Source organism: Brevibacillus reuszeri, assembly GCF_002897295.1.
Lineage (GTDB): Bacteria > Bacillota > Bacilli > Brevibacillales > Brevibacillaceae > Brevibacillus > Brevibacillus reuszeri_A.
In genome coordinates this window covers 25,698-50,511 of the sequence record NZ_BEXF01000021.1, presented here as the reverse complement: position 1 = coordinate 50,511, position 24,814 = coordinate 25,698, and the positions used below count along the sequence as shown (strand labels likewise).

22 protein-coding genes are annotated in these 24,814 nt (G+C 47.9%); 1 reads left to right on the top strand and 21 read right to left on the bottom strand.

Annotated elements, in window-relative coordinates; translation table 11 throughout:
* Window positions 1-12 precede the first annotated feature (12 nt).
* The 10 genes from srlE to C3B52_RS25990 form a co-directional block, all read right to left on the bottom strand.
* Complete coding sequence (srlE, locus tag C3B52_RS26030) at window positions 13-1,035, bottom strand: PTS glucitol/sorbitol transporter subunit IIB (protein WP_103109291.1); 1,023 nt, start codon at window positions 1,033-1,035, stop codon at window positions 13-15.
* Window positions 1,036-1,057: 22 nt separating this feature from the next.
* Window positions 1,058-1,591, bottom strand: a complete 534-nt coding sequence (srlA, locus tag C3B52_RS26025) for a PTS glucitol/sorbitol transporter subunit IIC (RefSeq protein WP_103109290.1) — start codon at window positions 1,589-1,591, stop codon at window positions 1,058-1,060.
* A 73-nt stretch (window positions 1,592-1,664) separates the two neighbouring features.
* Window positions 1,665-2,078, bottom strand: a complete 414-nt coding sequence (locus C3B52_RS26020) for a transcriptional regulator GutM (RefSeq protein ID WP_103109289.1) — start codon at window positions 2,076-2,078, stop codon at window positions 1,665-1,667.
* 79 nt (window positions 2,079-2,157) lie between these two features.
* Entirely contained in the window at window positions 2,158-3,540 is a 1,383-nt protein-coding gene (gene lpdA, locus C3B52_RS26015; RefSeq protein ID WP_103109288.1) for a dihydrolipoyl dehydrogenase, read from the bottom strand.
* An 18-nt stretch (window positions 3,541-3,558) separates the two neighbouring features.
* On the bottom strand, window positions 3,559-4,779 hold the full coding sequence (locus tag C3B52_RS26010) for a dihydrolipoamide acetyltransferase family protein (RefSeq protein ID WP_103109287.1): 1,221 nt from the start codon (window positions 4,777-4,779) through the stop codon (window positions 3,559-3,561).
* A gap of 20 nt (window positions 4,780-4,799) precedes the next feature.
* Entirely contained in the window at window positions 4,800-5,783 is a 984-nt protein-coding gene (locus C3B52_RS26005) for an alpha-ketoacid dehydrogenase subunit beta (protein ID WP_103109341.1), read from the bottom strand.
* A gap of 27 nt (window positions 5,784-5,810) precedes the next feature.
* Window positions 5,811-6,797, bottom strand: coding sequence for a thiamine pyrophosphate-dependent dehydrogenase E1 component subunit alpha (locus tag C3B52_RS26000; protein WP_373419746.1), 987 nt, complete (start codon window positions 6,795-6,797; stop codon window positions 5,811-5,813).
* Between the two features lie 120 nt (window positions 6,798-6,917).
* The gene (locus tag C3B52_RS36795; protein ID WP_164684932.1) at window positions 6,918-7,082 is read right to left on the bottom strand and encodes a hypothetical protein; all 165 of its coding nucleotides are present in this window, start codon (window positions 7,080-7,082) and stop codon (window positions 6,918-6,920) included.
* Window positions 7,083-7,176: 94 nt separating this feature from the next.
* Window positions 7,177-7,440 carry an HPr family phosphocarrier protein gene (locus tag C3B52_RS25995; RefSeq protein WP_103109286.1) on the bottom strand — a complete coding sequence of 88 codons (264 nt, stop codon included), beginning with the start codon at window positions 7,438-7,440 and terminating at the stop codon, window positions 7,177-7,179.
* Between the two features lie 15 nt (window positions 7,441-7,455).
* Window positions 7,456-10,335 carry a sigma 54-interacting transcriptional regulator gene (locus C3B52_RS25990; RefSeq protein WP_164684931.1) on the bottom strand — a complete coding sequence of 960 codons (2,880 nt, stop codon included), beginning with the start codon at window positions 10,333-10,335 and terminating at the stop codon, window positions 7,456-7,458.
* Between the two features lie 288 nt (window positions 10,336-10,623).
* Between C3B52_RS25990 and ptsP the strand changes: the two genes are divergently transcribed.
* Complete coding sequence (gene ptsP / locus C3B52_RS25985) at window positions 10,624-12,261, top strand: phosphoenolpyruvate--protein phosphotransferase (protein WP_103109284.1); 1,638 nt, start codon at window positions 10,624-10,626, stop codon at window positions 12,259-12,261.
* A 138-nt stretch (window positions 12,262-12,399) separates the two neighbouring features.
* Here the strand turns inward: ptsP and C3B52_RS25980 are convergent, their stop codons facing one another.
* The 11 genes from C3B52_RS25980 to C3B52_RS25930 form a co-directional block, all read right to left on the bottom strand.
* Complete coding sequence (locus C3B52_RS25980) at window positions 12,400-13,749, bottom strand: PTS galactitol transporter subunit IIC (protein WP_103109283.1); 1,350 nt, start codon at window positions 13,747-13,749, stop codon at window positions 12,400-12,402.
* A 33-nt stretch (window positions 13,750-13,782) separates the two neighbouring features.
* Window positions 13,783-14,067: a PTS sugar transporter subunit IIB gene (locus tag C3B52_RS25975; protein WP_103109282.1), complete on the bottom strand. Its 285-nt coding sequence runs from the start codon at window positions 14,065-14,067 to the stop codon at window positions 13,783-13,785.
* Window positions 14,064-14,546, bottom strand: a complete 483-nt coding sequence (locus C3B52_RS25970; protein WP_164684930.1) for a PTS sugar transporter subunit IIA — start codon at window positions 14,544-14,546, stop codon at window positions 14,064-14,066. The genes C3B52_RS25975 and C3B52_RS25970 overlap by 4 nt, the downstream gene beginning before the upstream one ends.
* Window positions 14,547-14,779: 233 nt before the next feature.
* Complete coding sequence (locus C3B52_RS25965; RefSeq protein ID WP_103109280.1) at window positions 14,780-15,481, bottom strand: YczE/YyaS/YitT family protein; 702 nt, start codon at window positions 15,479-15,481, stop codon at window positions 14,780-14,782.
* Window positions 15,482-15,678: 197 nt separating this feature from the next.
* Window positions 15,679-17,406, bottom strand: a complete 1,728-nt coding sequence (locus tag C3B52_RS25960) for an amidohydrolase family protein (protein WP_103109279.1) — start codon at window positions 17,404-17,406, stop codon at window positions 15,679-15,681.
* Window positions 17,407-17,651: 245 nt separating this feature from the next.
* The gene (locus tag C3B52_RS25955; RefSeq protein WP_103109278.1) at window positions 17,652-18,629 is read right to left on the bottom strand and encodes a LacI family DNA-binding transcriptional regulator; all 978 of its coding nucleotides are present in this window, start codon (window positions 18,627-18,629) and stop codon (window positions 17,652-17,654) included.
* 220 nt (window positions 18,630-18,849) lie between these two features.
* Entirely contained in the window at window positions 18,850-19,761 is a 912-nt protein-coding gene (locus C3B52_RS25950) for an SDR family oxidoreductase (RefSeq protein WP_103109277.1), read from the bottom strand.
* 153 nt (window positions 19,762-19,914) lie between these two features.
* Window positions 19,915-20,856 (bottom strand): D-alanine--D-alanine ligase, encoded by a 942-nt coding sequence (locus tag C3B52_RS25945; protein ID WP_103109276.1) that lies wholly within the window; start codon window positions 20,854-20,856, stop codon window positions 19,915-19,917.
* A gap of 26 nt (window positions 20,857-20,882) precedes the next feature.
* The gene (locus C3B52_RS25940; protein ID WP_103109275.1) at window positions 20,883-22,367 is read right to left on the bottom strand and encodes an aminotransferase-like domain-containing protein; all 1,485 of its coding nucleotides are present in this window, start codon (window positions 22,365-22,367) and stop codon (window positions 20,883-20,885) included.
* A gap of 114 nt (window positions 22,368-22,481) precedes the next feature.
* Window positions 22,482-23,561 carry a M42 family metallopeptidase gene (locus tag C3B52_RS25935; protein ID WP_103109274.1) on the bottom strand — a complete coding sequence of 360 codons (1,080 nt, stop codon included), beginning with the start codon at window positions 23,559-23,561 and terminating at the stop codon, window positions 22,482-22,484.
* Window positions 23,562-23,610: 49 nt separating this feature from the next.
* Window positions 23,611-24,753: a serine hydrolase gene (locus tag C3B52_RS25930; protein ID WP_103109273.1), complete on the bottom strand. Its 1,143-nt coding sequence runs from the start codon at window positions 24,751-24,753 to the stop codon at window positions 23,611-23,613.
* Window positions 24,754-24,814: the final 61 nt, after the last annotated feature.

Below are 24,814 nucleotides of genomic sequence, written 5' to 3'. Positions count from 1 at the left end.
CCTGATTGTGAATTACTCGGTATAAAGCCCAAAGCTTGCCACGTAAGCGATGACTACTGCGATTGGTCCTGTGATTTGGCGAGACATGAGGACGGCAGGCACTCCCACTTCGATCGTCTCTGGTTTTGCTTCTCCCAGTGTCAATCCCACCGGAACAAAGTCGCATCCAACCTGAGGATTGATGGCGAACAGAGCCGGCAGCGCCAGTTGCGGCGGGATTGTACCACGCCCGATTTCCACCCCTACCAGCACGCCTACGACTTGGGCAATAACCGCACCCGGCCCCAGTAACGGAGACAAGAAAGGAAGAGCGCAAACGATGGAGATGATCAAAAGACCGATCAAATTCCCAGCCAGTGGCTTAATAATATTTGCCATGACATCGCCAATTCCGGTGAACAGGATAATCCCGATCAGCGTGCTGACAAAAGCCATGAACGGCAAAATATTGCGCAATACTTGATCGACAGTGTCGCGTCCAGCTTGATAAAAGGTGCTGACTACCCCACCCATCAAACGACCGATTTTTTCGATGAAGCCGGTTTTTCTGGGGGGCTGATTGCTTTGCATGCTCGCTACTTTGGCACGCGCTTCGGCTTTCAGCTCCTGTGCCGATTTCTTTTGTTGATCGCCAGCTGTGCTGACGGCAGCTGAAGCTACTTCATTTGTCAGTTCGACGTTGTTCACTTTTACGCCAGAAACAAAGTTGGTTTCCTTAATAAAGTTGATCAAAGGTCCGGATGGTGACGATGCCATTACGTCGACTGTCAAGACTCCCAGCTTAGGATAAACACCAATTCGAGCCGTTCCGCCGCAGTCAATGATGACGCATGCCATTTCACCAGGCTCTACTTTGTTGGTAAAGCCATCTACTGCAATACCGCCTGTCAGCTCAGCAATTTGCGCCGCTACAGGGTGAATGCCACCACCTGTAATCGAAGCAATATATGGTTTGTCATCCGTAGGCAGGATCGTGAGTGGTCCTCCCCAACCGCTGGACCCTTTTGTTACTTGCACCGCACGATAATTGCTCATCCTGTGTCTCCCCTTTCCGCTTCTATGCCGCTGCCTGCATCTCGCGGCGCTTCATCATCATTTTGGTGATATATTCCGTTACGATACCGCGAATCAAGATGATGACGATCGCGACCAAGAAGTAGCGAATAGCGAGTGGTCCAAGAGACAGACCAAGCTGAGTGATTCCGGTGGCGATGCCCATATACACGAACAGCTCAGACGCATTCGCATGTGGGAACAATCCCGTGATCGGATGGCAGAACGATACAGCCGAATCGTAGAAGGCTGGCTTCTGGTGTTCAGGCAAGAACTTGCCGAATGTATAAGCCATTGGATTAGTCAGGAAAAACATGGATAAGACCGGGAAGAGAGTATAGCGCAAAATAATGTTGCCGGTGCATTTAGAAGCAAACCGTTCGATGCGTTCTTCTCCCACAAATTTGATGAAGGCGTTTACAGCTGTGATCAAGCAAATCAACGTAGGGATAATGCCTGTCACCAGCCCTATGAAGGTCTTGCCCCCCTCTTGAAACATGCCGATGAATCCCTCTGCAAGATGAACAAAAAAGTCCATTTACCCATACCTCCCCTAGAAAATGATGCAAAAAAACCAGATGGTCATCCATCTGGCCCGCGGCCCAACATTTTTATCCAATTTGTTGTTGATTGTCTTGCTGCTGTTTGGCCTGCGCGGACCAGATTTGGTCAATCGCCATTCGAAGTGCCGTTTGTACAGAATGCTTCTGATGCTGTGACGCACTTTCATACAAGCTGTCGATCGGTTTTCCAATCGGGTCATTGTACGGACGAAAGCGGGAAAATACGCTAATCCCAGACATTCGCTTGCAATTCGTTACGTTTCCCTGTACATCGGTTACCAGAATGATGACGGCACCTACTCCAAAACGGCGTTTGTTCACCCCGACTCCCAGGTACCCGCTCGGTTGCCGTTGCATCTCCCGTAACTCCCGGTAGTAGTGGCGGGATTGCAGCTGAGTGAAGACGACCTGTAATATCCAAAGCCCCGCAAACAGCAGAACAACGTATCCCCAAGAAGCCAAGTGACCACCTCTCTTTACAAATGTTCTTACTAGTTACAATTGTAAATTGAAACCGTTTTCATGTCAAATATAATCTTTTCTAGGAGTGAATTCCTTTTCCTAACCATTTCTCTGCAACCTCCATGAGACTCTCGGAGACGGTTGGATGTGGGTAAATCATTTCTGCTACATCGTCAACGGTTGCTTCCAAGCTCAAGAACGCCGTGCCAGCCGCAATCATTTCCGTGACATGAGGGCCAACCATCACGATTCCCAGTACTTCACCATAAGTCTCTTCCGCAATGAGCTTGGTAAAGCCGCCGCTTTCATCAGAAGCCAATGCCTTGCCGTTTCCGCTGTGCTGATAGACACTGGTTTTCACAGCATAGCCACGCGCTTTTGCCTCTTCCTCACTCAAGCCTACGCTCGAAATCTCAGGATGGGTATAAATGCAGCGAGGGACCGCTCTGTCATTCACTTTTTCTCTACCACCGGCTGCATTGATGGCTGCCGTCTGTCCTTCTGCACTCGCAGCATGGGCGAGCTGCCATCCACCGATCAAATCACCTGCAGCGAAAATTCCCGGTACGCTTGTTTCCAGAAATTCATCTACTTTGACAAATGGACCACTAAGCTCCAGCTTCAACTGACTAAAGGCAGATAGATTCGGTTTACGTCCCACTGCTACGAGCAATGCTTCACACGAAACCCTTTGTGTGTCACCTTTTGTATTCTCGGCATTTACTTGAATGCCCCCACTCGTTTTGGTTACCGAGGTGACTTTTAATCCTGTCCCCAAGGTGACGCCTTTACTGCGCAGAGATTTGGACAATACACCTGATGCATCTACATCCTCCAGAGGGATAAGACGATCTGCCATTTCGACAATTGTCACTTTCGCACCCAAGCTGGCAAAAATGCAGGCAAATTCCACCCCAATGAATCCTCCGCCCAGAATGGCAATGGACTCTGGCACCTGCTCGATATCAAATATGGTATCGCTTGTATGGAAAGGCACATCCGCTAATCCCGGAATGGGCGGAACTGCTGGTGTCGATCCCGTAGCGAGAATGATAGAGCCAGCCTGGATCGTTTGGACTTCTTCTCCGATCTGAACGCGGATGCTTTTATCTGCGTTCACCTCGCCAAAGCCCTGGAACAAATCGATTTTTCCTGCCTTCAGCAAGGACGTGATCCCTGTTCTTAGCCGTGTGATGACCTGATTTTTGCGGGCCATCATTTTCTCCAGGGAAACCGTGACTTCACCTGTCTCGATCCCCCAGCTGGAAGCCTTGCGAATTTGATCGATGACACCTGCACTATGCAGCAGCGTCTTCGACGGAATGCAGCCCCGGTTCAGGCAAGTCCCTCCCACGAAGTCTGCTTCAATCAGCGCGACCCGCTTCCCTTCCTTGGAAGCCCGGATGGCAGCCACATACCCTGCTGGCCCTCCACCTATAACTGCGATATCGTATGTTTGCATGGTTGTTTGCTCCTCCTTTTACGCCAGCAGATGATAGGGTGATTCCAGCAATTCTTTGATCTCTTGCAAGAATGCAGCCGCAGGTGCCCCGTCCATAACCCGATGGTCAAATGACAAGGAAAGAGACATCATCGGTCGTAGTACGATCTGTCCATTTACACCTACTGGTTTCTCATGGATTCGTCCCACTCCAAGAATGGCACTCTCTGGCTGATTGATGATAGGTGTAAACACATCAATCGCATACATCCCAAGGTTGCTGATCGTAAACGTGCCGCCGCGCATATCGTCCGGAAGCAGACGGCCATCACGAGCCAATCCAGCGAGCCTTTTTGTCTCTGTAGTCAAATGTGCGAGTCCTTTTTGATCCGCCTGTTTGATTACGGGTACGAGCAATCCGTCTGTCACCGCGACAGCCACACCGATATTGATGGTCTCGTGGAGCTGGATCACATCATCTTTGAGTGACGCATTTACTTTTGGATGACGAGATAATGCCGTTGCCACTGCTTTAATAATAATTTCTGTGTAGGACAAGCGATGTCCGGTCAGCTTCTCGATCGTAGGCAGCAGCGTAGATCGTACTTCTATTACCTGACTCATGTCTGCTTCCGTTGATAGGGTTACGTGAGGAGCTGTGTACGCACTCGCTACCATACGCTCTGCAATAACCTTGCGCATTCCTTCCACTTTCACTTGTTGACCTGGCAGGCTTGTCACTGATACCGAGCGGGTGGAAGCTGCTTTGGCAGAGTTCGCAGAAAGAGCGTGTTCGATATCTACCTTTTGGACGCGGCCGTTGGGACCGGAACCACTCACTTGTCCCAGATCGATTCCGTTTTCCCGTGCCATTCGACGAGCGACAGGAGTTGCCCTGATTTTCTGGTCAAGGGCTTCACTGCCTTGTGTTTCTTCCTTGGATGGTTGAGCGTCCGGGGCTGCTGCCTCTTCCTGACTCGCACTAGATTCTAACGGAGGAGGTGTATCCGGTACATTTTCGTTTGCTTCTCCTACGTATCCGATCACTTGATTCACAGGAACGACTTGATCCGCGCCATAGTAAATTTTCAGGAGTGTTCCGGTCGTGTACGATTCTACTTCGATGTTGATCTTATCCGTCAGGACTTCCAGCAGGACGTCACCTTCACGAACCTGGTCCCCTTCTTGCTTGAACCATTGGATGACTGTTCCTGTTTCCATTGTCATACTCAGTTTTGGCATAAATACGGCAGTTGCCATGATGTTCGACCCCTCCTATGTCAGCGGCGAAAAACTGTCTCTTTTACCGCTTGGATGATATCAAGTTCTTGTGGTATGGCTGCTTTTTCGAGGACAGGATTATACGGTATTGGCACCGATTTGCCACCTAAGCGCTTGATAGGTGCATCCAAATAATCAAAGGCTTCGCTCTCTGCGATCAAGCTTGCGATTTCCCCGCCGAACCCGCCACGCTTTACCGCTTCATGAACGACAACAAGTCTCCCGGTCTTTTTCACCGATTCCACGATTGTCTCAATGTCCAGAGGAACGAGCGTACGAGGATCGATGATTTCGACGCTGATCCCGTCCTTTTCCAATTCGACTGCAGCCTGCAATGCCTTATGAACCATAATCGCGGTAGCCACGATGGTCACATCCGTACCAGAACGCTTGATATCTGCTTTTCCGATTGGCAAGCTGTACGACTCCTCAGGCACATGACCTTTTGTCCGATAAAGGAGCTTGTGCTCGTAAAAGATTACAGGATTGTCGTCGTCGATCGCGGCTTTCAGCAGCCCTTTTGCATCATAGGCGGTAGACGGCTGGATCACTTTTAACCCCGGAATATGTGCCATCCAGGCTTCCAGGCTCTGCGAGTGCTGGGCAGCAGCTCCTGTACCTGAACCGGATGGTGTCCGCAGTACGAGCGGCACTTTTCCTTTGCCACCAAACATATAGCGGTTCTTCGCAGCCTGGTTTACGATCTGATCGGTCGCAATCGTGATGAAATCGGAAAACTGCAGCTCCACGATAGGCCGCATACCTGTCATGGCTGCTCCAACCGCAGCACCAGCGATTGCTGCTTCCGAGATCGGCGTATTTCGCACGCGTTCTTTGCCAAATTCCTCAAGCATTCCCCGGGTTACCCCAAACGCCCCTCCATACAAACCAATATCTTCACCCATGATAAATACGTCGTCATTTACGCGCATTTCCTGACTCATACATTCGCGTACCGCTTCCAAATAAGTAAGCTCTCTCATCGTTGACACTTTATATCCCTCCCTCGCCTATGCGTAGACGTCTTCTTCTAGAATTTCGAGCGGCGGCATCGGGCTTTCCTCAGCAAACTTGACCGCGTTTTCAATTTCTTGTCTTGCATCTGCTTCCAGCTGTGCTGCTTCCTGCTCGCTTACGATCCCTTCACTGATCAGGATGCGTTTCATCCGCTCAATCGGATCACGATTATTGCGCCAATCCATTTCCTCATCACGCGTACGATATTTTTTCGCATCGCTCTTGGAGTGGCCTTTCCAGCGATAGGTCTTGGCTTCGATGAGTGTTGGACCTTCTCCACGGCGTGCTCGCTCTACTGCTTCATGAGTCACGTTCATCATGGCAAAAATGTCATTGCCATCTACCACTTTGCCAGGAATGCCATACGCTGCTGCACGATCCGCGATGTTCGCGACTTTCACCATGTCCTTGACCGGGCCTGACATCCCGTATTGATTATTTTCGCAAATGAAGACGACTGGGAGGTTCCAGATTGCCGCCATATTGACCGCTTCGTGAAAGCTGCCTTCATTGGAGGCGCCATCTCCGAAAAAGCACATGGTCACATAGCCTAGCTTTTTCATCTGTGAAGTGAGAGCTGATCCGACAGCGATTGGAATTCCGCCGCCAACAATTCCGTTTGCTCCCAGGTTGCCTTTATCTACATCCGCAATGTGCATCGATCCGCCTTTACCGCGGCAATATCCCGTTTCCCGACCAAACAGCTCAGCCATCATCCGGTTCGCCTCTGCACCTTTGGCGATGCAATGACCATGTCCACGGTGAGTGCTGGTGATTTTGTCCCGATCTTCCAGAACCGCAATAGCACCTGCTGCTGAAGCCTCCTGGCCCACACACAGGTGGGTCGTTCCATGGATCAGTCCCTTGGCAAAAAATTCATCTACCTTCTCGTCAAAAAAGCGAATCAGCCACATTTGATGATACAGCTCCACCAGCTTTTTCTCGGTAATCATCGGTGGAACGTTTATGTTAGTAATCAAAGTCCTCTCCTCCTCGGATATGCCAGTATCAACAGGCTTGTATGAAGAAAAAAACGGACCAGATGGAGGTTTGATTCCCCCACCTGACCCGTGGTCCAAGCGTCGTAGTGCGTATCAAGTTTATTGGTTAACAGCTGCCTGCTTCAGGTCCCGCTCGTATTCCTCGCGCGACATCTTGGTGATCGAGATAATGAAAACCTCGTCTTTTCCTTCGCAAACCAGCTTTTCGTGTTCAAACAGTTTGTATACCTTTGCTCCGGGAGTTATCTTTTCAATCGGCTTCATGCACGTCACCTCCGGATGTTTTTACATTTGTTCCTTGGTGTTACATTTGTAATTCATTATAAATATTCTGATTACGTAGTCAAGGGTCAAATGTTTATTCTTCCCCAAACTTTCTCTCAATCAAAGAGGACAGGGCATCGATTGCTTCCGCTTCATCTGGACCTACCGCTCTCAGAGTAAAAACGGTACCCATCGTTGCCGCCAGAGATAAAACGTTGATGATACTCTTCGCATTCGCGACTTTTGTCCCCACCAGGATCGTGATCTCTGACTCGAAACGGGCTGCCAGTTTGACAAACTCAGCTGCAGGACGAGCGTGAAGTCCTGTTTTATTTAGAATCGTCACTTGTTTTTCCATGGAAATCCTCCTCGATTACTGTTCAAACTTCATGAATGTCTGTAAATCAGGTGGTACATTCGCTTCTTCGTGCTCCTGTAAAAATTGGTACAGCTCCTCTACCGCCAGTTGGCATGTCTCCGTGATGGCAAGCATGAACACTTGACGTACAAAGTATCCCGCTTCCCATTCAATTGGCTGTGCAAGATTGGCAATCGCGATACCCGGTCTGATCGTTTGCGTCGTATCGGCATGTGGGATCGCTGTTCCAAACAGGCATGTGTTCCCTATTTTTTCGCGTTCCCACACTTTGCCCTCGAAGCCTGCCTCAACGAAACCGTGCTCTCTTAGTCGTTGCGCAAGGACAGTGATCACCTGCTGCTTCGTAGACAGCTCCAAATCGTCACAGACCAATTCCGGGTAGAGTAGATCGCGCAATCCATGTGAGTGAGGGACCAAAGCTGGCTGGAGTGTCCGATTGGCCACGAGCAACAATCGTTTGATAAAGCTGATGCCGGACTCGTCCACAATCTCTTTTATCGAAATAAACGGAATGCCATCCAGCATGGGATTGACCGTACCGACAACAGCAAAGATGTGGTACTTCTCCAGCCATTCCTTATACTGCTTCCGAATCGAAAGCGAGCTTGCCTGTAAAATGGTGACCTGCGTTGCAGCAGTCTCCAGCTTTTCTTGTAAAAGCTGATCCAGTCGTTTGGCGGCACCATTACCCGTGATGCAAATGGTGACAATGGCTACTGGCTTGGGAGTAAGTGACTGGATCGAATGAAGAGATTTGACAGGCACGTGTTGCATCTGGTCCACGATTTGCTCGAGCGATTCACTGGAGTAGAGACATTTTCTGATGACTTCGATGACGAGAGTTGTCGTCACATTGGGCAGGACCTTTACACGTACACCGTTTCGCCTATTCCATTCCTCTTCACTCAACAGATTGCTCCCCATATCTGCTAGCAAAATGACCCCTTCTCCTTGATCCGCTTGCTGGATCATTGTGCTGATTCGCTCGATTGACACAGCCAGATCATCGTTCCAATACAGCTCAACTGCCTGCGCATGCTTTCGTTCAAACAGGCGGGAAGCGACGTCGGCCATGCTTTTGGCTACCAGCCCATACGAAGTGACGACTACGCCAATCATTGGCTTCGGCTCTGTATAGATCGAGCACTGCTTGACGTACATGGCGAGAACAGACACTTCTTTTTCCGGCAATGATATTCCATAGCTGGTTTGGATCACCTTTGCCATTTCCAGCGCCACTTTGAACTCCATCGACTCCTGATCAGTCTCGATCCAGCTATCCATTTCTTTCGTATCTGGCCATCTCTCCAACAGTCCATGCAAATGAATAGCGAGAGCATAGGAGATCCGTTGGTAATCCAGGGTAATGTGGCGCTCTGCGATCCAGAGCATTTGTTCCACAGCTTGAACAACCTGATCCCCGACCAATTTGACCAGCTGCTGCAAGCGCAGCGAGCGTTTTTCTTCTTCGCCTGTGAACGGCTCCATCCGTGTATCCAGTTCCTTGTTTACGATTAGCTCGATCAATTCTTCGCTTTGACCTTGATTTTTGAGATTTTGATAGCGCTCTACCACCCAATCATAGAGATGCTGGGGAGAATCCTCGACTATCTCTGCTCCCACCAGATCGGAGCGTTGGCCCGGGACAAATAGGAACTGGTCTTTCTTTAGCATTGGCAGCTCTGGTGCCAGCTCGGCTGATTGCTGGTGACTGGCGACGTGCATAGGCAAATCATATCGATCGACCTGAACAGCCGTCTTTTCTACCTGATGAATCGTTTTCAAAAAGGCTTTCGCCAACAGGACGCGAATATCACTGTGCAGCTGCCCCATATTTGCAGGACAATCATAGGTCAAAAGGGAGGCGATCACATCCTTTTGGACGACAACCTCTCTGCCAATACGGTCTGTCTCTTCATTCAAATAATGAAAAATCAAAGATAGACGCTCCTGTTTTGTCCATTCGGAGAGAGAGGGTAGCTCTATCGTCATGGGAATTCGTCTACGCAACGTCAACAACAGGCTTGATTCGGGGGCCTCTGTCGTCGCACCGACGATCAGTATGGTCGCCTTTTGCTGGAACTGGACCTCACCCAAACGTCGATATACGCCTTTATCGATCAGATAAAAGAGATTTTCCTGCCCTTCCGGCGGCAATCGATGAATTTCATCCAAAAACAGAATTCCACCGTCTGCCTGGTCCACTAACCCGGGCTTATCTTGCTGCGCACCAGTAAACGCTCCCTTTACATACCCGAATAGCTGGGAAAGCAACAGCTGCGGATTTTTGGCATAATCGGCGCAGTTAAAAATAACAAACGGTGCGTTTTTCTTCATCACCTGCTGCTCGATTGCAAACTGGTACATCGCTTCCGCCATTCTGCTCTTGCCCACACCTGTAGCTCCAAAAAAGAGAGTATGAAGTCCGTGTGGTGGATAGAGCACTGCTGCCTGCGCTTGTTGAATAGCCGCTTTCAGTGTACTCTTTGCTCCTATCAGACTGGCGAAGGTAACCGCCTGGCTGGCCTTCCGCGTTTTTTGGCGAGCATGGTCATCTATGTTTGGCGTTTCACCTGAGAACGCTTCCATTTTGCTTCGTAATTGATGAACCATGAAACGAGATACGTCAAAGCCTTGTTCGTTCAAGCGACTCGTTAGCTCTCGGCTCGTCATGTTCGGTGAAGAATGCAAAAGCTTCTCCATTTCCTTGAGCAGGAGAGGCTGCCTTCTTTTGCGTGAGTCGGGAACCTGGAGTTTATGGCGAAGCAGCGTTACCTCATCTCGACGAATTCCCATCTGACGCGCAATCTGCTCATCGGTATACGGAACTTTTTTATCCTCTTGATCAATAATCTGCTTGATGCGTTCCTCCATAACATCCCCCCACAATCTATTACAAGCAAGTATCATACCAGTCCATTTAAGCCGTAAACTACCTTTTAATCCTGTCTACATTTTCTACCGTACCACAAATACGAAAGCAAACCAGAATATTCTGTGGTAGGTTTTGTGAGATTTTTCCCACAATTTATTCCTTTCCATTGACGACCATTGTCAGAAAATATATGATACATGTATTCAAATCCTTTGGATCACGGGTCAGGGAGGTATTTCCCTGGCCTTTTTTGCATGCTTTTTGCCATACTGCACTGGAGGGATACGATGATAAAAGGAATTGCAGCCTCACCCGGTTATGCAGCAGAACGTGTTTTTGTACTGAAAGAGGCGGAGCTGGTCATTCCTCGCGAGACGATTGCTGCCGCCCAGGCAGATTCAGAACAACAAAAGCTTCGTGAGGTTCTTGAACAAGTGAAAATTGAAATCGCTGTCACGCGGGAGACTGTACGGCAGCGTATAGGTGAGCATGAGTGCGCGATCTTCGACTCCCATCTCATGATTTTGGATGACCCAACCCTTGTAGAAGAAATGGACAAGGAAATCAAAGGCGAAAACAAGAATGCAGTCTGGGCAGCTTATCACGTCTTTTCAGGACATATCGCATTTTTTGAACAACTGGATGATGAATATTTGCGGGAACGGGCAGCTGACTTCAAAGATCTGCGAGATAAAATTGCACGAAAAATGCTAGGCATCGCAGATTCATCGCTAGATCAGATCGAGCGCCCCATCATCCTGGTTACACACGACTTGACCCCTTCTCAAACAGCTCGTTTGAAACCGGAATGGATCAAAGGGATTGTTACAGAGATTGGCGGCACCACCAGTCACTCCGCCATTTTGGCACGCACGCTGCAAATCCCCGCTGTTGTGGGGTGTGGCAGCATTTTAGATAACATCACAAATGATACGACGCTTGCCCTGGATGGAAATACGGGAGAGCTGCAACTCAATCCAGATGCCGAGCGAATCAATAGGTACCAGCGCTTGCAGCGGGAATATGTAGAAGAACTAGCAGTCCTGCGAGATGCTGCCCACGCACCTGCTCACACGTCAGACGGCAAGTTGATTGAAGTGGCAGGCAACATCGGAACTCCAGAGGATTGCAAAGCCGTACTTGCAAATGGCGGAGACGGGATTGGCTTATTTCGATCGGAGTTTTTATTTCTGGAGCGGGAACAAATGCCCAGTGAGGACGAGCAATTTGAGGCATACGCCGCAGTTGCCCGTGAAATGGCGGGACGCCCAGTCATTATTCGCACCATGGATATCGGAGGAGACAAACAATTACCGTACCTGAAGATGGAGCCTGAAGAGAATCCGTTTCTCGGGTTTCGAGCCATCCGCTTGTGTCTTGCTGAAAAAGAGATGTTTTTGACGCAGCTGCGAGCGATTCTTCGCGCCTCCCTTTTCGGGAATGTAAAAGTCATGTTCCCGATGATCGCGACTGTCGAGGAGCTTTTGGAGGCAAAAGCGTTATGGGAGCAGGCCAAAGAGCAGCTAGCAGCCAGACAAGCTTCTTTCGCTGAACAAATCGAGACAGGGATTATGATTGAAATCCCATCTGCTGCGCTGATTGTCGATCAACTGGCGCCACATGTTGACTTTTTCAGCATCGGCTCCAATGATTTGATCCAGTATACCTTTGCGGCTGACCGTATGAATCAAAAGGTAGGCTATTTGTACAATCCTGGTCATCCCGCGATCCTTCGCTTGATTGGCAAAGTGGTACAGGATGCGCACGCACAAGGCAAATGGGTCGGAGTCTGCGGCGAAATGGCCGGTGATCCTAACTATGCAAAAGAGCTGGTCGCACTCGGTGTTGACGAATTAAGCATGACTCCTTCGTCTATTCCTAAAATGAAGCAAGAGATCAAACAAATGGTTGTTCATAGTAAATAACGGGATAGACAGCAGTAGCCGTGGGCTTGTAAGAAAGTCCATCGCTGCTGCTGTTTTTTGTCAACTTCCCATAACCAAGTGAAACACCCTACACATGCCGCTCGGGCGACGTGCAGGGTGTTATTGATGAAGTCCGCGTTATAATGCTTTATTAACCGTATTGGCGGCAGCCAAACGATGCTTGCGCTGTACCAGGTAAGCAACGACCAAACCGATAATGGCTATTCCAATAATGCCCACATAGCCTAGCTTTGCGCCAAAAAGGAAGATCGCTGTAGTCGGAACAGCACCGTCCACGAGTGATGAAATCGCACTGGCGCCATCCGGGAATTGGAAGCCTGCGTTCTGTGCTGCTTTTGTGAACAACGGTGAAATGTAAGTCGCTAACAGCAAGCCGAATGCAAGTGAGATGGTCGCACCAATTACTGTCCGAATCACATTCCCTTTGAAAATCGGGACCATGAGGCAAACGATGAATGGAATGGTCGCCAGGTCACCGAAAGGAAGCACTTTGTTGCCTGGCATCAAAACGGCCAACCCAAGCACAATCGGAATCATTACTAGCGAAGCGGCAATAGTAGCCGGATGCCCAACCGCCAATGCTGCATCCATTCCGATGTGGACTTCTCGTCCAGGAAAGCGCTTACGAACAAAATCGCCAGCAGCCTCCGAGATCGGCATCAGACCTTCCATCAAAATACTTACCATTCGCGGGAGAATGAGCATAACCGCTGCTGTTTTTACACCTAAGTCAAGAACCTTGGGCAAGTCCCAACCTGCCAAAAGGGCGATAATAAAGCCTAAAATGAGTCCAAGAACGGTCGATTCCCCTAGAAGCCCAAGGCGTTTTTGAATGGACTCAGGGTCAGCTTTCAGGTTGCGGAAGCCCGGAATACGGTCAAACAATTTTTCCAGTGGCAATGCGATCAAGTAGTATGGCGTCGCAGTTCCGTGTGTAAACGAAATGTTTGCATATCCATAGTAGCTGGAGACATGCTTGGACGTCAGATCCGCCAGGACGAGCAGGATGATTGCGTGAGCGATTGAAGTCAGGATGCCAAGCGTAATGTTGTTGGACATGACAGCAACCAAAGAACCCGTAAAAGCGATATGCCACAGATTCCACAAATCGATATTGAGCGTTCGGGTCAAGCCTAATACAAGCATCCCGAGATTGACAGCAAGTCCGATCGGAATCGCAAGCGCGCCTACTGCCGAGCCGAATGCAATCGCCGATGTAGCTGGCCAGCCCACATCAATAATCGTAAGCTGGATTCCCAAATTTTTTACCATGTCCTGTGCGGCAGGTCCCAAACTACCCATTAGCAAGCCGATCACAAGGTTGATCCCAATGAAGCCAATCCCTACTGTAAGGCCAGCACGGAAGGCTTCGCCCGGCTTCGTTTTCAGGATAATCCCAAACAAGAAGATGAGAACCGGCAAAACAACCGAAGGGCCAAGGTCAACGAGGTATTTGATAACGTCCATAGTGAACCTCCTTAGATAAGGCAGATAGTCACATTACATTTTTAGTCTTGCTTCTATTTCATCATATACTTGCTCTTTCCCGATCCCCGTTAACAAAGGCACAGCATTGATAACTTTATCTACCATGGAAGGGGGTACTGCTGTTGTGGAAATAATCAGATCATATTGACCCGCTTTGTTCAAAACGTCACTGACCTTGGATTGTTCCAACGTTGCTTCGATGCTTTTGTCCCGTAAAAACGCTTTCAATTTTTGCATCACTATCGTCGATGTTGCTACTCCTGTCCCACAAATCACAAGTACTTTTTTCTTGTTCATAATTTCTCCTCCACTTGCACCAGTTGGCCCAGTACGTTACAGACGTCTTCTGTTCCCTGTGCATCCATAATTTGTCGCATATTTGCCTGATCTTGTATCAGATTCATGATCTGTTCCAGAATGACCAGCTGTGTTTCTCCTCGTTCCGGTGCAAGTAAAAACACTAATTGAACCGAAATATCGTCTGTTGGGTCAGCCATGTTACGAAACGCTACTCCTTTTCGTACCACACCGAGTGCAATAGCGGGTTGCTTGACGTAGTTCTCAGGATCCGCATGCGGGATAGCGACATTAACTTCTCCCGTATACAATCCGGTGGGAAATGCTTGCTCGCGTTTACGCACTGCTTCCATATACTCGATACTAATTGCACCCGTCTGAATCAACATGTCTCCCAATTGATGCAACACTTCCGCTTGGTCCACTGATTCTTCAAATATGCGGATATGGTCCTTACCAATATATTCTGACAAACTCACTATTTTATTGCACCTCCTCTATCCTTACCTTTTGCAAATGCTATGCCAACCTAAAAAAACGTGAAACGCCACTTGTAGCAAGCGTTCACGTCATTTTACACAATTTCTGACGGTTCTTACACATTATATCCAGCAGGGTTTGTGGGTGATTTTGTTCTTACCCGCTCTATTATACTGGGTACATGAAAAAGACCGACCCATCAGGTCGGTTAGTTTGGTTAGCTCTGCTCCTACTACTTCTTTATAATGTTTACATCGTCAAACGTTTTGCCAGTCTTAGCCTTCTTAGAGAGATAGGTATACAATTTGATATATTGTCCAACCAAAATAGCATTAATAATGGTACCTTCGCGAATGAACATAATCTCACTCAAGAAAATCAGTCCGATACATGCTGATACGACTAGCAAGGAACAATCGAAAGCCGTTTTAATATTACCCCATTTTTTCTTCGTCTTCTTAAACAGCGTGTTCACAAACAAATCAACAGGGATCAGAACGAGGTTCGCCTGAATCATCAGGAATAATCCGAAGGCTAACGCTGCATCAGCTACGACGAGAAGCATAACCTTTGCAGCATATACATCCAGCTTGATGAAGCTGGTGATAAGCAGGTTCAGGTCCAAAAACATGCTGAGCGCCAGGGCCGGAATTAACCCAGCAAAGTACTTTAATTTGAAGTCCTTGGGCATTACTACATACGCCAGAAACAGCATGAGAAGCTCCAGGAGAAAAGAGTACGTTCCTTGCGATAATTCAGGGAAAATCACCGTCATCGTCCTCGTCAAACTGCTCTGAGGAGAGATACCAATACCTGCACGGATCGCCAAGCTAATGCCAAGAGTCAAAATATAAATACCCACTAAATAAATGATCCACCGCTTGGTCAGACTTCCGCCATTTTGCAGTTCGGCTATATCTGTATGATTTTGCATATACCATCCCTCTTTCTAAAGAAAGTTCTTTATCCTTACAGGCGAATCAAATTTTTTCGCAAAGCAGGGAATGATGAGTGCAGGAAGGGTGCTCCACTCCAGCAAAGAGAGGGAGCACTCGTCTAATATTTGAAGCGTTTTCATTTTGAAATTTATGATGATTCCGATATTTGTTCAGAGCTTGATCCATCCCCCTATTAGGCCATGAAGCGGAAACGGTGCAGTGAAATAAACAGGCTTAACAGCTTATTCACTACAGGCTCACCTTCGTTATGATTCCCTAGTTCCTCCAAGGCGGAATCAATCGCACTAGCACTGGATGTCAATTCACTTACGGTCATATTCGTCATCATGCCATAGATTTCAATAGGCATCACGCTTTTCTTCGTTTGGTTTTCCGTTACGATGCACGCCCCTGAATATTGATCTACCTCTTTTGCACAGTAGCACATCTCGTCACTTTCTTGACCGACTACTACAAAATAAGGAATAGGAGCTGGCCAAGAGGTTGCTACGGCCCCCTGTTCCACATACACGCCTTTAAACAAACCGTTTACAATATGTCGTTTTCCCTCTGCATAGCGGCGAATAACCGATAAACGGCTTAATTTTTCACCAGCGTATTCAGGAACAATCTTGCCATCCTCGATTGGCACCCAGACTTCCTGATAAAACTTCGAGTGCCCCCGTCCATATACATCAAACAGATACACTCTTGCCTTTGTCCCATCCTCGGAAACTTCCAGCGGTACAATATCTAATTGCTCAGCCGTTAAATCATCCAACCCGGTGATGCCACTCGTGCACATCGCTGAGTAGTCAATTTCCACATTCTTTAGCATCCTTTTGTCTTTGGCAATCAGTTCACCATCTTTGAATACATAAAGAGGATTGATGGTAGATAGACTGTCCGTCAAAACGATGTCTGCGAAACGTCCCGGAGTCAACGAACCTATCAGATGGTCCATATTGTAGGACTTCGCGGTATTGTAGGTAGCCATTTTAATCGCTTTAATCGGATTGATCCCCATCTCAGCACAAAGCGAAATAATCCAATCCATATGCCCCATTTTCAGCAAACGCTCAATCGAAATGTTATCCGTGCAAAGCATAAAGTTTTCTGTAGGGAACTTACGGTCTACAATTGAGCGAAGCAATGTCTTGATCACTTCACTACTGCCTACGCCAAACTTGATTTGGGTTGGGAAACCGTAGCGAATGCTTTTTTCGATATCGTCGCCATTCCATACGTCATGGTTATTGGATACCCCTATGGCTGGGAGATAGTTTAGCAGCATGTCGGAAAGAGCAGTCAAACCCCAATGTCCATTCATAAAGCCGCCCTTTTCTCTCACCCACGCTGCCTTTTGGAAGTCATCCTCATCCCCTTTGCTATAAGTGAAATGCTCAAATTCCCCCAACCCAATCACAGGCTCCATCTCTAACACTTCTTTTGTTACCCAAGCGGCTGTTTTTTTGCCAGGTGCAAATGCATATAAACGATACGGCAGCTTTTCATAATCGCGGAACAGGTTTTGCGCAGCTCGTACACCATCCTCACCAGCGGCACTGAGCAGGTCCAGGCATTCTGCAAAGATCGTTGTCGTCCCGCATGGAACCATCGCTTCAGCAAGCGCTGTTGGATGAGCTAATTGGGATTCAAAATGCAAATGTGCATCAATCAAGCCGGGAATAGCGTAAAGACCTTGTCCATCAAAAACGTCCTTTACTTTGATGATAGATTCGTCTGGATTAAGCGCAACGATCCGCTTGTCGTAGATGAGTAGAGACCCCTGATAAACAGTTTCGCCATGGACATCCAGGATGTTCAGGTTTTTCAGCAGCAGATCCGCTTCTTTTTCGCCATTTAAAATATCAAAAATGGCACGGACTTTTTCAAGGTGATTGGTTTTCTCTTGCGTCATGATTTTTCGCCCTTTCTTTTAGCAGTTTTGATATATAAGTAGAGCTAGGCTCTGGACTTATCGCAGGAAGATATTTAGCGAGTTAAACGTTTAACTAAAACATCAAAAGGAAGAAATGATTTTTGTTAAACGTTTAACTTATATCGCAAGTATTTAAAATGACCAAAGTTAAACGTTTAACTAAACGAGCATAAGAAAACTTGCTTTTCCTTTTCTTCTTTTTTAAGTGGGGAGTCCCATGTTATTTATGCCGATCTCCGCTCTACAATAAACGGTTCCAATACAGTGATCGGTTCAAACTCTTGTTTTCGAATCTGGCTTAGGATAATCTCCGCACTTCTGATCCCTAGTTCTCGGTTTTGCAAATCTACACAAGTAAGCTCCGGAGTAGAAATTTGCGAGATGAGTGAATTCCCCAAGCTCATTACAGCCATATCCTCAGGTATGCGAATATTTGCTTCCACCAATGCCTTGGTCAAATAGACGGCACTCAATTCATTCAGGACAAATACACCATCAATCTGGTTTTCTTGAAGCACTGGAACCAAGTCTTTTGGCAAGTCCATCCCTTCTGCGATTTCCATCAGCAGCGGTTTCTGCTCGCCCTTACTCGCCGAATCGAAACCATCTAAAAAGTAGGCAAGCAGATGGTCAGGCAATTGCTTATGAACGAGAGCGATTCGCTTCTTGCCTTTTGCGAGTAAATACTCGACTCCCAGCTTGCTTGCTTGAATTAAATCGGGGTACAGCAGTGGATATCCGTCATACGGAATGCATCTGTTGGCATATACAACGGGAATTTCCCATTCCAAAGCGTCGTGAATGCTTTCCTGAAAAGACGTATCAGAAAATAGGCCAATAAAAATAATGCCTGCGATCATATTTTCACGCATCAGCTGAAGGATTTCGTCTTCACTCAAATTCAGATTATCGACTTCGTATATGTAGAGATTATAATGGTGCTTTCCTAGCGTTTGACTGATGCCAGACGTGATCTCGGAATAATAGAGGTTGTTAATCTTTGGTAGGATTACCGCTATATTAAAGGTTTCTTTCCGTTTCAGTGCTTTTGCCACCACATTTCGTACATATCCAAGCTCTTTGATGGCAAGCTGTATTCTTTCCTCGGTTTCTTTTTTCACGGTCATATCGGAGCTTAAATATCTGGAAACGGTACAAACGCTTACGTTAGCATGCTTTGCAATGTCTTTTAATGTAGCCATTTGCCCCTCCTTGCCACTAGTAGGTTAAACGTATAAGTTAAACGTTTAATCGTTGTTGTAGAATATATCATGCCAAAAACTTAATTGCAAGAAAATTCTACATACTATTTCCCTCGTAGCCAGGTAGCGGCAGCCACAGACCGAAAAATACAGTCTAGACTGACGCTACCACATTGTAAGCTCTACAAGTCATTTGAATTTGGGTTATTTTTATTTGCGCTTAACGATATCCAGAAGCATCCGCCGGCTTTCCTGCGTCCTGTACTTCAACAATATACCGCCAGCTATCAGGCTGTGAGCCGTCAAGGTCATAAAAACCATACACTTGCGCGAGCTGACCGCTGGAAACAGAGTGTCCGTTCCATCGCCCGACCTCCGGATCTTTTGCCAGCGCAGCGACAGCGCGTCCAACAAAACGCGTCGATTCCGAAATGACAAAATGAGGCTCCTGAGCAGTAGCGTCTCGCCAGTTTTCTTCCTTAACACCAAAATGCTCAAGCATGATTTCCGACCGCATCCATCCCGGAGTCAATGCTACAGCTGTGCCTTTATAGGGTGAAAGCTCATGGGCTAAAGACTTCGCCATGCGAATGACAGACGACTTTGCCAGATCGTAGAACAGCGATAAACGATAGTGGTTGTCGTTGTATTCTACCGTTCCATCTGTTATCTCCACAACCAGACCGTTCTCGTTGCGTATTAACAACGGCAGTGCATAATGGCTTGTAATAATATGCGTGTCAATCGCTAACCGAAGCTGGCGAAATCCCCGTTCAAGAGAGTGCTTCCACACGGGTACGTTCCACTGTGTCAAATATTCGCCACCCCACACATCGTTGACCAGGATGTCCAATCTGCCCTGTTCTTCCTCAATCCGAGCTATGAGCGCCTTTACCTGCTCAGGCTGCAGATGATCTACTTGAACAGCTATCCCTCGTCCCCCCGCACTCGTTACTAGCTCGGCGGTTTCTTCAATCGTTTCAGGACGATTGTACTCGGAGCGTTGTGCCCTTGTCGTGCGTCCCGTCACATATACCGTTGCCCCAGCCTCTCCTAATTCAATTGCGATTCCTCTACCCGCTCCTCGTGTTGCACCTGCTACCAAAGCTACTTTTCCCTCTAAAGGTTTCATGATTTGTCGCTCCTTTCGCTGATCTCCCCCTTATTGTACGGTTTAAAACATGTCAGCTTATGTCATATTTATCATGGGTCAGTCGGAAAAACTTAGGAATAGTGCCCATCTCACAGTTCCATCAAGCCGGCATTTGATTGTCCTGTACCCTCTTCACGATACATGACGATCTGTCCCCCATTCCTGGTTCCGCTCATGAAGCGAGCTAGCAATAATACGGTCCAACAACTGCGTATACGTCATCCCTGCTGCAGCTGCGCTCTTTGGAAAAAGGCTGCCCTCGGTCATTCCCGGCAAGGTATTTACCTCCAGCACATAAGGCGTATCCTGATACAAAATAATATCGACCCTGGCATAGACCTTGCACTGCAGCTGCTGGTAGCTGACTAGCGCTGCCTCACGCACACGCTGCTCTATAACGGGAGGAAGCTGGATGACTTTCTCCTCAGCCCCACCCACCTCGTATTTCGCTTTGAAATCAAACCACTCCGAGTGTGCGGAGCGAATACCGATAATCGGGAGAACCTCGCCATCCATGATCGGGCAAGTCAGCTCCGTCCCTCTTATATAGGGCTCAATCAAGATCGTCTGACCCAAGCCAAAAGCTTCCTGAACAGCGGGCAGCAGCTCCTTTTCATTTTGTACGAGCTGAACACCGATACTCGATCCCCCCGTATTCGGCTTCACAATAACCGGGTAGCCCAGCTGTTCTACCACCTGCGGCTCATAGTCGTCCATCCCCTGCCAGCAAAAACCTGCTGGTGTATGCACGCCTACTGCCTTTAGCAGAATCTTTGACAGCTGCTTATTCATGCAAAGGCTGCTTGCCAGGACTCCGCTTCCTGAATAGGGAATGCCCAGTGTATCCAGCACTCCCTGCACTGTGCCGTCCTCGCCGTATTGGCCATGCAGTGCAAGTAGTGCGAAGTCGATGCCTGCCTGCTGAACCTGTGTGATTAAATCCGCTCGCTGCTCGATCACGATCGGAACCACCTCATAGCGATTGCGATCCAGATGTTTGACCATCTCTTGACCTGTCCACAGAGAAACCTCCCGTTCAGAGGAAATACCGCCCATAATCACGCCAACTCTCATCATGACACCTCATTTTTCTTTTATATCTAAAGAAAGTTACGCGCCTGTTTGCCGATGATTTGAATACCCCGCTCGATATTTTCATCAGTGACGCGTGAAAACCCGAGCCGCAACGTATTCGTCCCTTCGCCATCCTGAATAAAAAACTTGTCTCCCGGTGTAAAAATAACACCCTGTTTGGTGCAAGCTTCCAGCAGCTGGCGGGTATTTACGCCTGGTGGAAAGGTGAGGAACAAGTGCAAGCCTCCGTCACCAGACAGCTGCGCCTCTGGAAGATGCGCCTCGCAGCATACCTTTGTCAGCTCATATTTGCGCTTATACTCTGTGCGTGCTTTTTTTACATACTTATCAAAATTTCCGTTAAGCAAGTATTGGTACAAAATCGATTGATCAATTGTTGAGGTGTGAATGGTACGGGCACGTTTCAAGCTTTCCAGCGTGTTGATCAGCGCTCGGTCTCCAAGCACCCAGCCTACTCGCAAGCCAGGGAAAAGCACTTTGGAGAAGCTGCCAATATAAATGACACCGTTCCCCTGTCCTGCTGTCGCTATTAAAGGGGCAACATGCGCTCCCGAGTAGCGCAGCTCCTCATTAAATCCATCCTCAATCACCGGAATTTGATAGCGCATCATTAGTTTCATGACAGCGCTGCGCTTCTCTGGCGACATGACAATACCAGTCGGGTTGTGATAGGAAGGTGTCAAATAGGCCAGATCGAAGTGAGTAGTCTGCTTCTTCAATACCGCCTCAAGCTGCTCCACATCAATACCATCACGCGCCATCGGAATGCCAGTAAGCTCAAATCCTTGCAGCTTCAAATTTTTGATCGCAGTATGATGGGTCGGATTTTCACAAATGGCTGCCCCGCGGCGCGCAGAAGGACGCAATGCCGAAAGCACTATGTCAAAGCCTTCTGTAAACCCACTTGTAATCAGCATATCCTTGCCGCTGATATCGACGCCCTTATTTTCCATATAACGCATCAAGTAATCGATCAGCGGCTTGTAGCCCTTGGCATAGCCGTAGTTAAGCAGCATCTGCCCTTCGATTGCCATCCGGTCCAAAAAGGCTCGCCTGACATCTCCCAGATCAAACAGCTGTTCATCCGGAGCGATGCTCGTGAACGAGATGGTTCCCTTTTTGGCGCGAATGCCCTGCTTCATCATATCCAGCTCTACAGCTGCTACAGCATAATCATTCAGTCTTGCCTTCCAGTCGATCTGCCAAGTGGCGGAGCCATCAGCTCCTCCGTGATTGGCAGCCAGCTGGCCCACCATGGCTGCCACATAACTGCCTTTACCGGGAATCGCATACGTAAATCCGTCATCCTCCAACCCTTCATAGGCTGCGATGACCGTATTGCGGCTGACCTTTAATAGTCCGCTCATTTCTCGTGTGGAGGGCAGCTTCTGATCTGCCTGAAGCGCCCCTTTTATAATTAAACGTTTGACGTATTCTTTTACTTGTATCGCGACCGGCCGGTCACCGACGAGCTTGAAATCCTGGAACATCCTTCATCGCCCCCCTCCATAATGATGGCATGGAAAAAGAGAGAAAAAAAGAACCACCGCACTGGATTTTTCATCCTTCGGTGGTTCCTCCACTTCCTTAAAGAGGTACGGTGGTTACGATTTGATCCAATCGACTGTTTTTTGATCTAGCCTTTTGATGAGCGCAGCGAGTAATTTTACCGTATTCTCGACATCATCATGATGAAGAATCGAAGCATGGCTGTGAATATAACGCGCCGGGATCGCAATCACAATCGATGGTACTCCTATCCCGATCAGATTAGCGGCTCCAGCATCTGTCCCCACACCAGGAGCGGCTCCAAACTGATAGGGGATTCCTTCTTCTTCCGCCGTATCAAACAACAAGTTGCGCAATTTCGTATTCGGTACAAGGGTTTTGTCGTACAGTGCAATAATTGGTCCCCCACCGCATTTAATCTCGGGTAAATACGGTGAATCAGCAAGACCAGGGGTATCTAATGCCATGCCTGTCTCCAAGGCAATAAACAGATCCGGTCCAATCATGGTCGTGCTTGTCCCTGCCCCGCGAAGTCCCACTTCCTCTTGTACAGTTGCCCCCGCAAAAACAGTGTTTGGATGATCGACAGCTTGTAGACTTTTTACCAGTTCAATCGCCGCCAGACAACCTCCGCGATTGTCAAAAGCTTTGCCCATATACATCTGGTCGTTGGCCATCACAGTAAAGGGACAAATAGGGACGATCGGATTGCCTGGCCGAATGCCCAATTCTTTGACATGTTCTGCACTGGTCGCTCCGATATCAATATACATTTCCGTGATTTCGACCACTTTTGCCTTTTCACTGGCGGATGAAATATGTGGCGGCTTGGAACCGATGACTCCGACAATGTCACCCTTGCTCGTTTTAATCATCACACGCTGTGCCAACAGTACATGAGGCGACCAGCCTCCAAGCGTTTGGAAAAGGATAAAGCCGGTCTTGGTCACACGAGATACCATGAACCCTACCTCATCCATATGTCCCATCAGCATGATTTTCGGTCCGCCCGCTATCCCCGTTTTTCGACCGACGATGCTTCCCAGATTATCGGTGGATAGCTCTTCTGTGTAAGGCTCCAAATAGGTGCGCATCAGCTCCCGTACTTCCTGTTCTTGTCCAGGAACTCCTGACGCCTCTGACAGCTCCTTTAAAATCTGTACCCACTCACGCAACTCGATCTCCCCTTTATCTATGTGTAGGGTTGCTGGCTCACTAATTGTTCTACTGCAAATATTGCTTTAGATCAGTTAAAAACTCCTCATCCTGAACCCGTTCCAACAAAAATACGCTTAAATGTTGGGCAATTTGCTGAAACTCTGCTTTCGTTAGCTCATTTGTAAAAAGAGCCAGCTCTATCTTGTTCCTGTTTTTATCTGTGGAGTAAAAAGACATAGTAAGTACTTTTGCTGTACTTCCACCTTTTAAGCCGACGTGAGTAAATGGACTATCGGGTTTCAGCGGGTTCTCAATGACCGCATCTAATTCCTCCTGAACCTTATTCGAGAGGTAGCTTCTGCTGTTGATTTTGTTCATCAAGGTCGCATACTCTTTCGTTGTTCCCTTGGGTAGACGTGCCACAATCAAGTCGTTAATTTCCGAATCGTACCAAGGATACAGCTCTTCAACTACCTGATCTTTATAACGACCAGTTTTGTCCTTTTGTAAGATTTTGAATATTTTGTCCGCCTCGGCAATGAATTTTTTCTGCGACATATTACTGAGCTGAGTTTTGACAAGATCGACCCTCTCATCGAATGGTAAGTCAGGGTCCAGAGTAGACATTATGGAGTAGGGGACAAAGATAATGGATGCATAGGAGGGGAAAAACTTCTCATGCTTGTTAAAGTTCAAATCGTCCAGGTTATCGTTGACTTTATTGATACCAAGAAGCATTAACAAATACTCTGAGTTGGCATTGGAGCTAAACTTGATCATTCCTTTTGCAACTTCCTGCAAGCTGACTTTGCCGTTCTGAACCACTTGACGCGTCTCGATATCCTGCAGCCAATTTTCATGGGCATTGCCATCACTCCCTGGCACGTAGAACAGCGCCAAATCATCCAACGACACCTTTTTCGAAGGATTGATCTTCCCTTTAGCTGCCTGCTTGGCGAACTCAAGCGCAATGATCAATTTTGAGGTGCTGGCCAGAGTCATCGCTCGGTTGGAGTTATAATCGATCACCTTATCCCCATTGCGAATGACATGCAGGGAAGCTCTGTCAGGATTCTCCTTTAAGAATTGAGCAATCGGATCGTCCTCAACCGAAAAGTTGCCCTGCTCTTCCGCCGCGTAAGCGCTTCCAAAATGAAGTGTAAAAATAAAAACAAACACCAACGCTGCCATCCAAAATCTCTTCCTCATTCTCCATTCCTCCTATCTAATCCAAAAGTGTAGAAAGTTCCTCTACTACATCCTCCTTGTA

Coding starts and splice junctions, on each gene's coding strand:
- srlE (WP_103109291.1), bottom strand. CDS start 1,035: ATGAGCAATTATCGTGCGGTGCAAGTAACAAAAGGGTCCAGCGGTTGG.
- srlA (WP_103109290.1), bottom strand. CDS start 1,591: ATGGACTTTTTTGTTCATCTTGCAGAGGGATTCATCGGCATGTTTCAA.
- lpdA (WP_103109288.1), bottom strand. CDS start 3,540: ATGCAAACATACGATATCGCAGTTATAGGTGGAGGGCCAGCAGGGTAT.
- C3B52_RS26010 (WP_103109287.1), bottom strand. CDS start 4,779: ATGGCAACTGCCGTATTTATGCCAAAACTGAGTATGACAATGGAAACA.
- C3B52_RS26005 (WP_103109341.1), bottom strand. CDS start 5,783: ATGAGAGAGCTTACTTATTTGGAAGCGGTACGCGAATGTATGAGTCAG.
- C3B52_RS36795 (WP_164684932.1), bottom strand. CDS start 7,082: ATGAAGCCGATTGAAAAGATAACTCCCGGAGCAAAGGTATACAAACTG.
- C3B52_RS25995 (WP_103109286.1), bottom strand. CDS start 7,440: ATGGAAAAACAAGTGACGATTCTAAATAAAACAGGACTTCACGCTCGT.
- C3B52_RS25990 (WP_164684931.1), bottom strand. CDS start 10,335: ATGGAGGAACGCATCAAGCAGATTATTGATCAAGAGGATAAAAAAGTT.
- ptsP (WP_103109284.1), top strand. CDS start 10,624: ATGATAAAAGGAATTGCAGCCTCACCCGGTTATGCAGCAGAACGTGTT.
- C3B52_RS25980 (WP_103109283.1), bottom strand. CDS start 13,749: ATGGACGTTATCAAATACCTCGTTGACCTTGGCCCTTCGGTTGTTTTG.
- C3B52_RS25975 (WP_103109282.1), bottom strand. CDS start 14,067: ATGAACAAGAAAAAAGTACTTGTGATTTGTGGGACAGGAGTAGCAACA.
- C3B52_RS25965 (WP_103109280.1), bottom strand. CDS start 15,481: ATGCAAAATCATACAGATATAGCCGAACTGCAAAATGGCGGAAGTCTG.
- C3B52_RS25960 (WP_103109279.1), bottom strand. CDS start 17,406: ATGACGCAAGAGAAAACCAATCACCTTGAAAAAGTCCGTGCCATTTTT.
- C3B52_RS25955 (WP_103109278.1), bottom strand. CDS start 18,629: ATGGCTACATTAAAAGACATTGCAAAGCATGCTAACGTAAGCGTTTGT.
- C3B52_RS25950 (WP_103109277.1), bottom strand. CDS start 19,761: ATGAAACCTTTAGAGGGAAAAGTAGCTTTGGTAGCAGGTGCAACACGA.
- C3B52_RS25945 (WP_103109276.1), bottom strand. CDS start 20,856: ATGAGAGTTGGCGTGATTATGGGCGGTATTTCCTCTGAACGGGAGGTT.
- C3B52_RS25940 (WP_103109275.1), bottom strand. CDS start 22,367: ATGTTCCAGGATTTCAAGCTCGTCGGTGACCGGCCGGTCGCGATACAA.
- C3B52_RS25930 (WP_103109273.1), bottom strand. CDS start 24,753: ATGAGGAAGAGATTTTGGATGGCAGCGTTGGTGTTTGTTTTTATTTTT.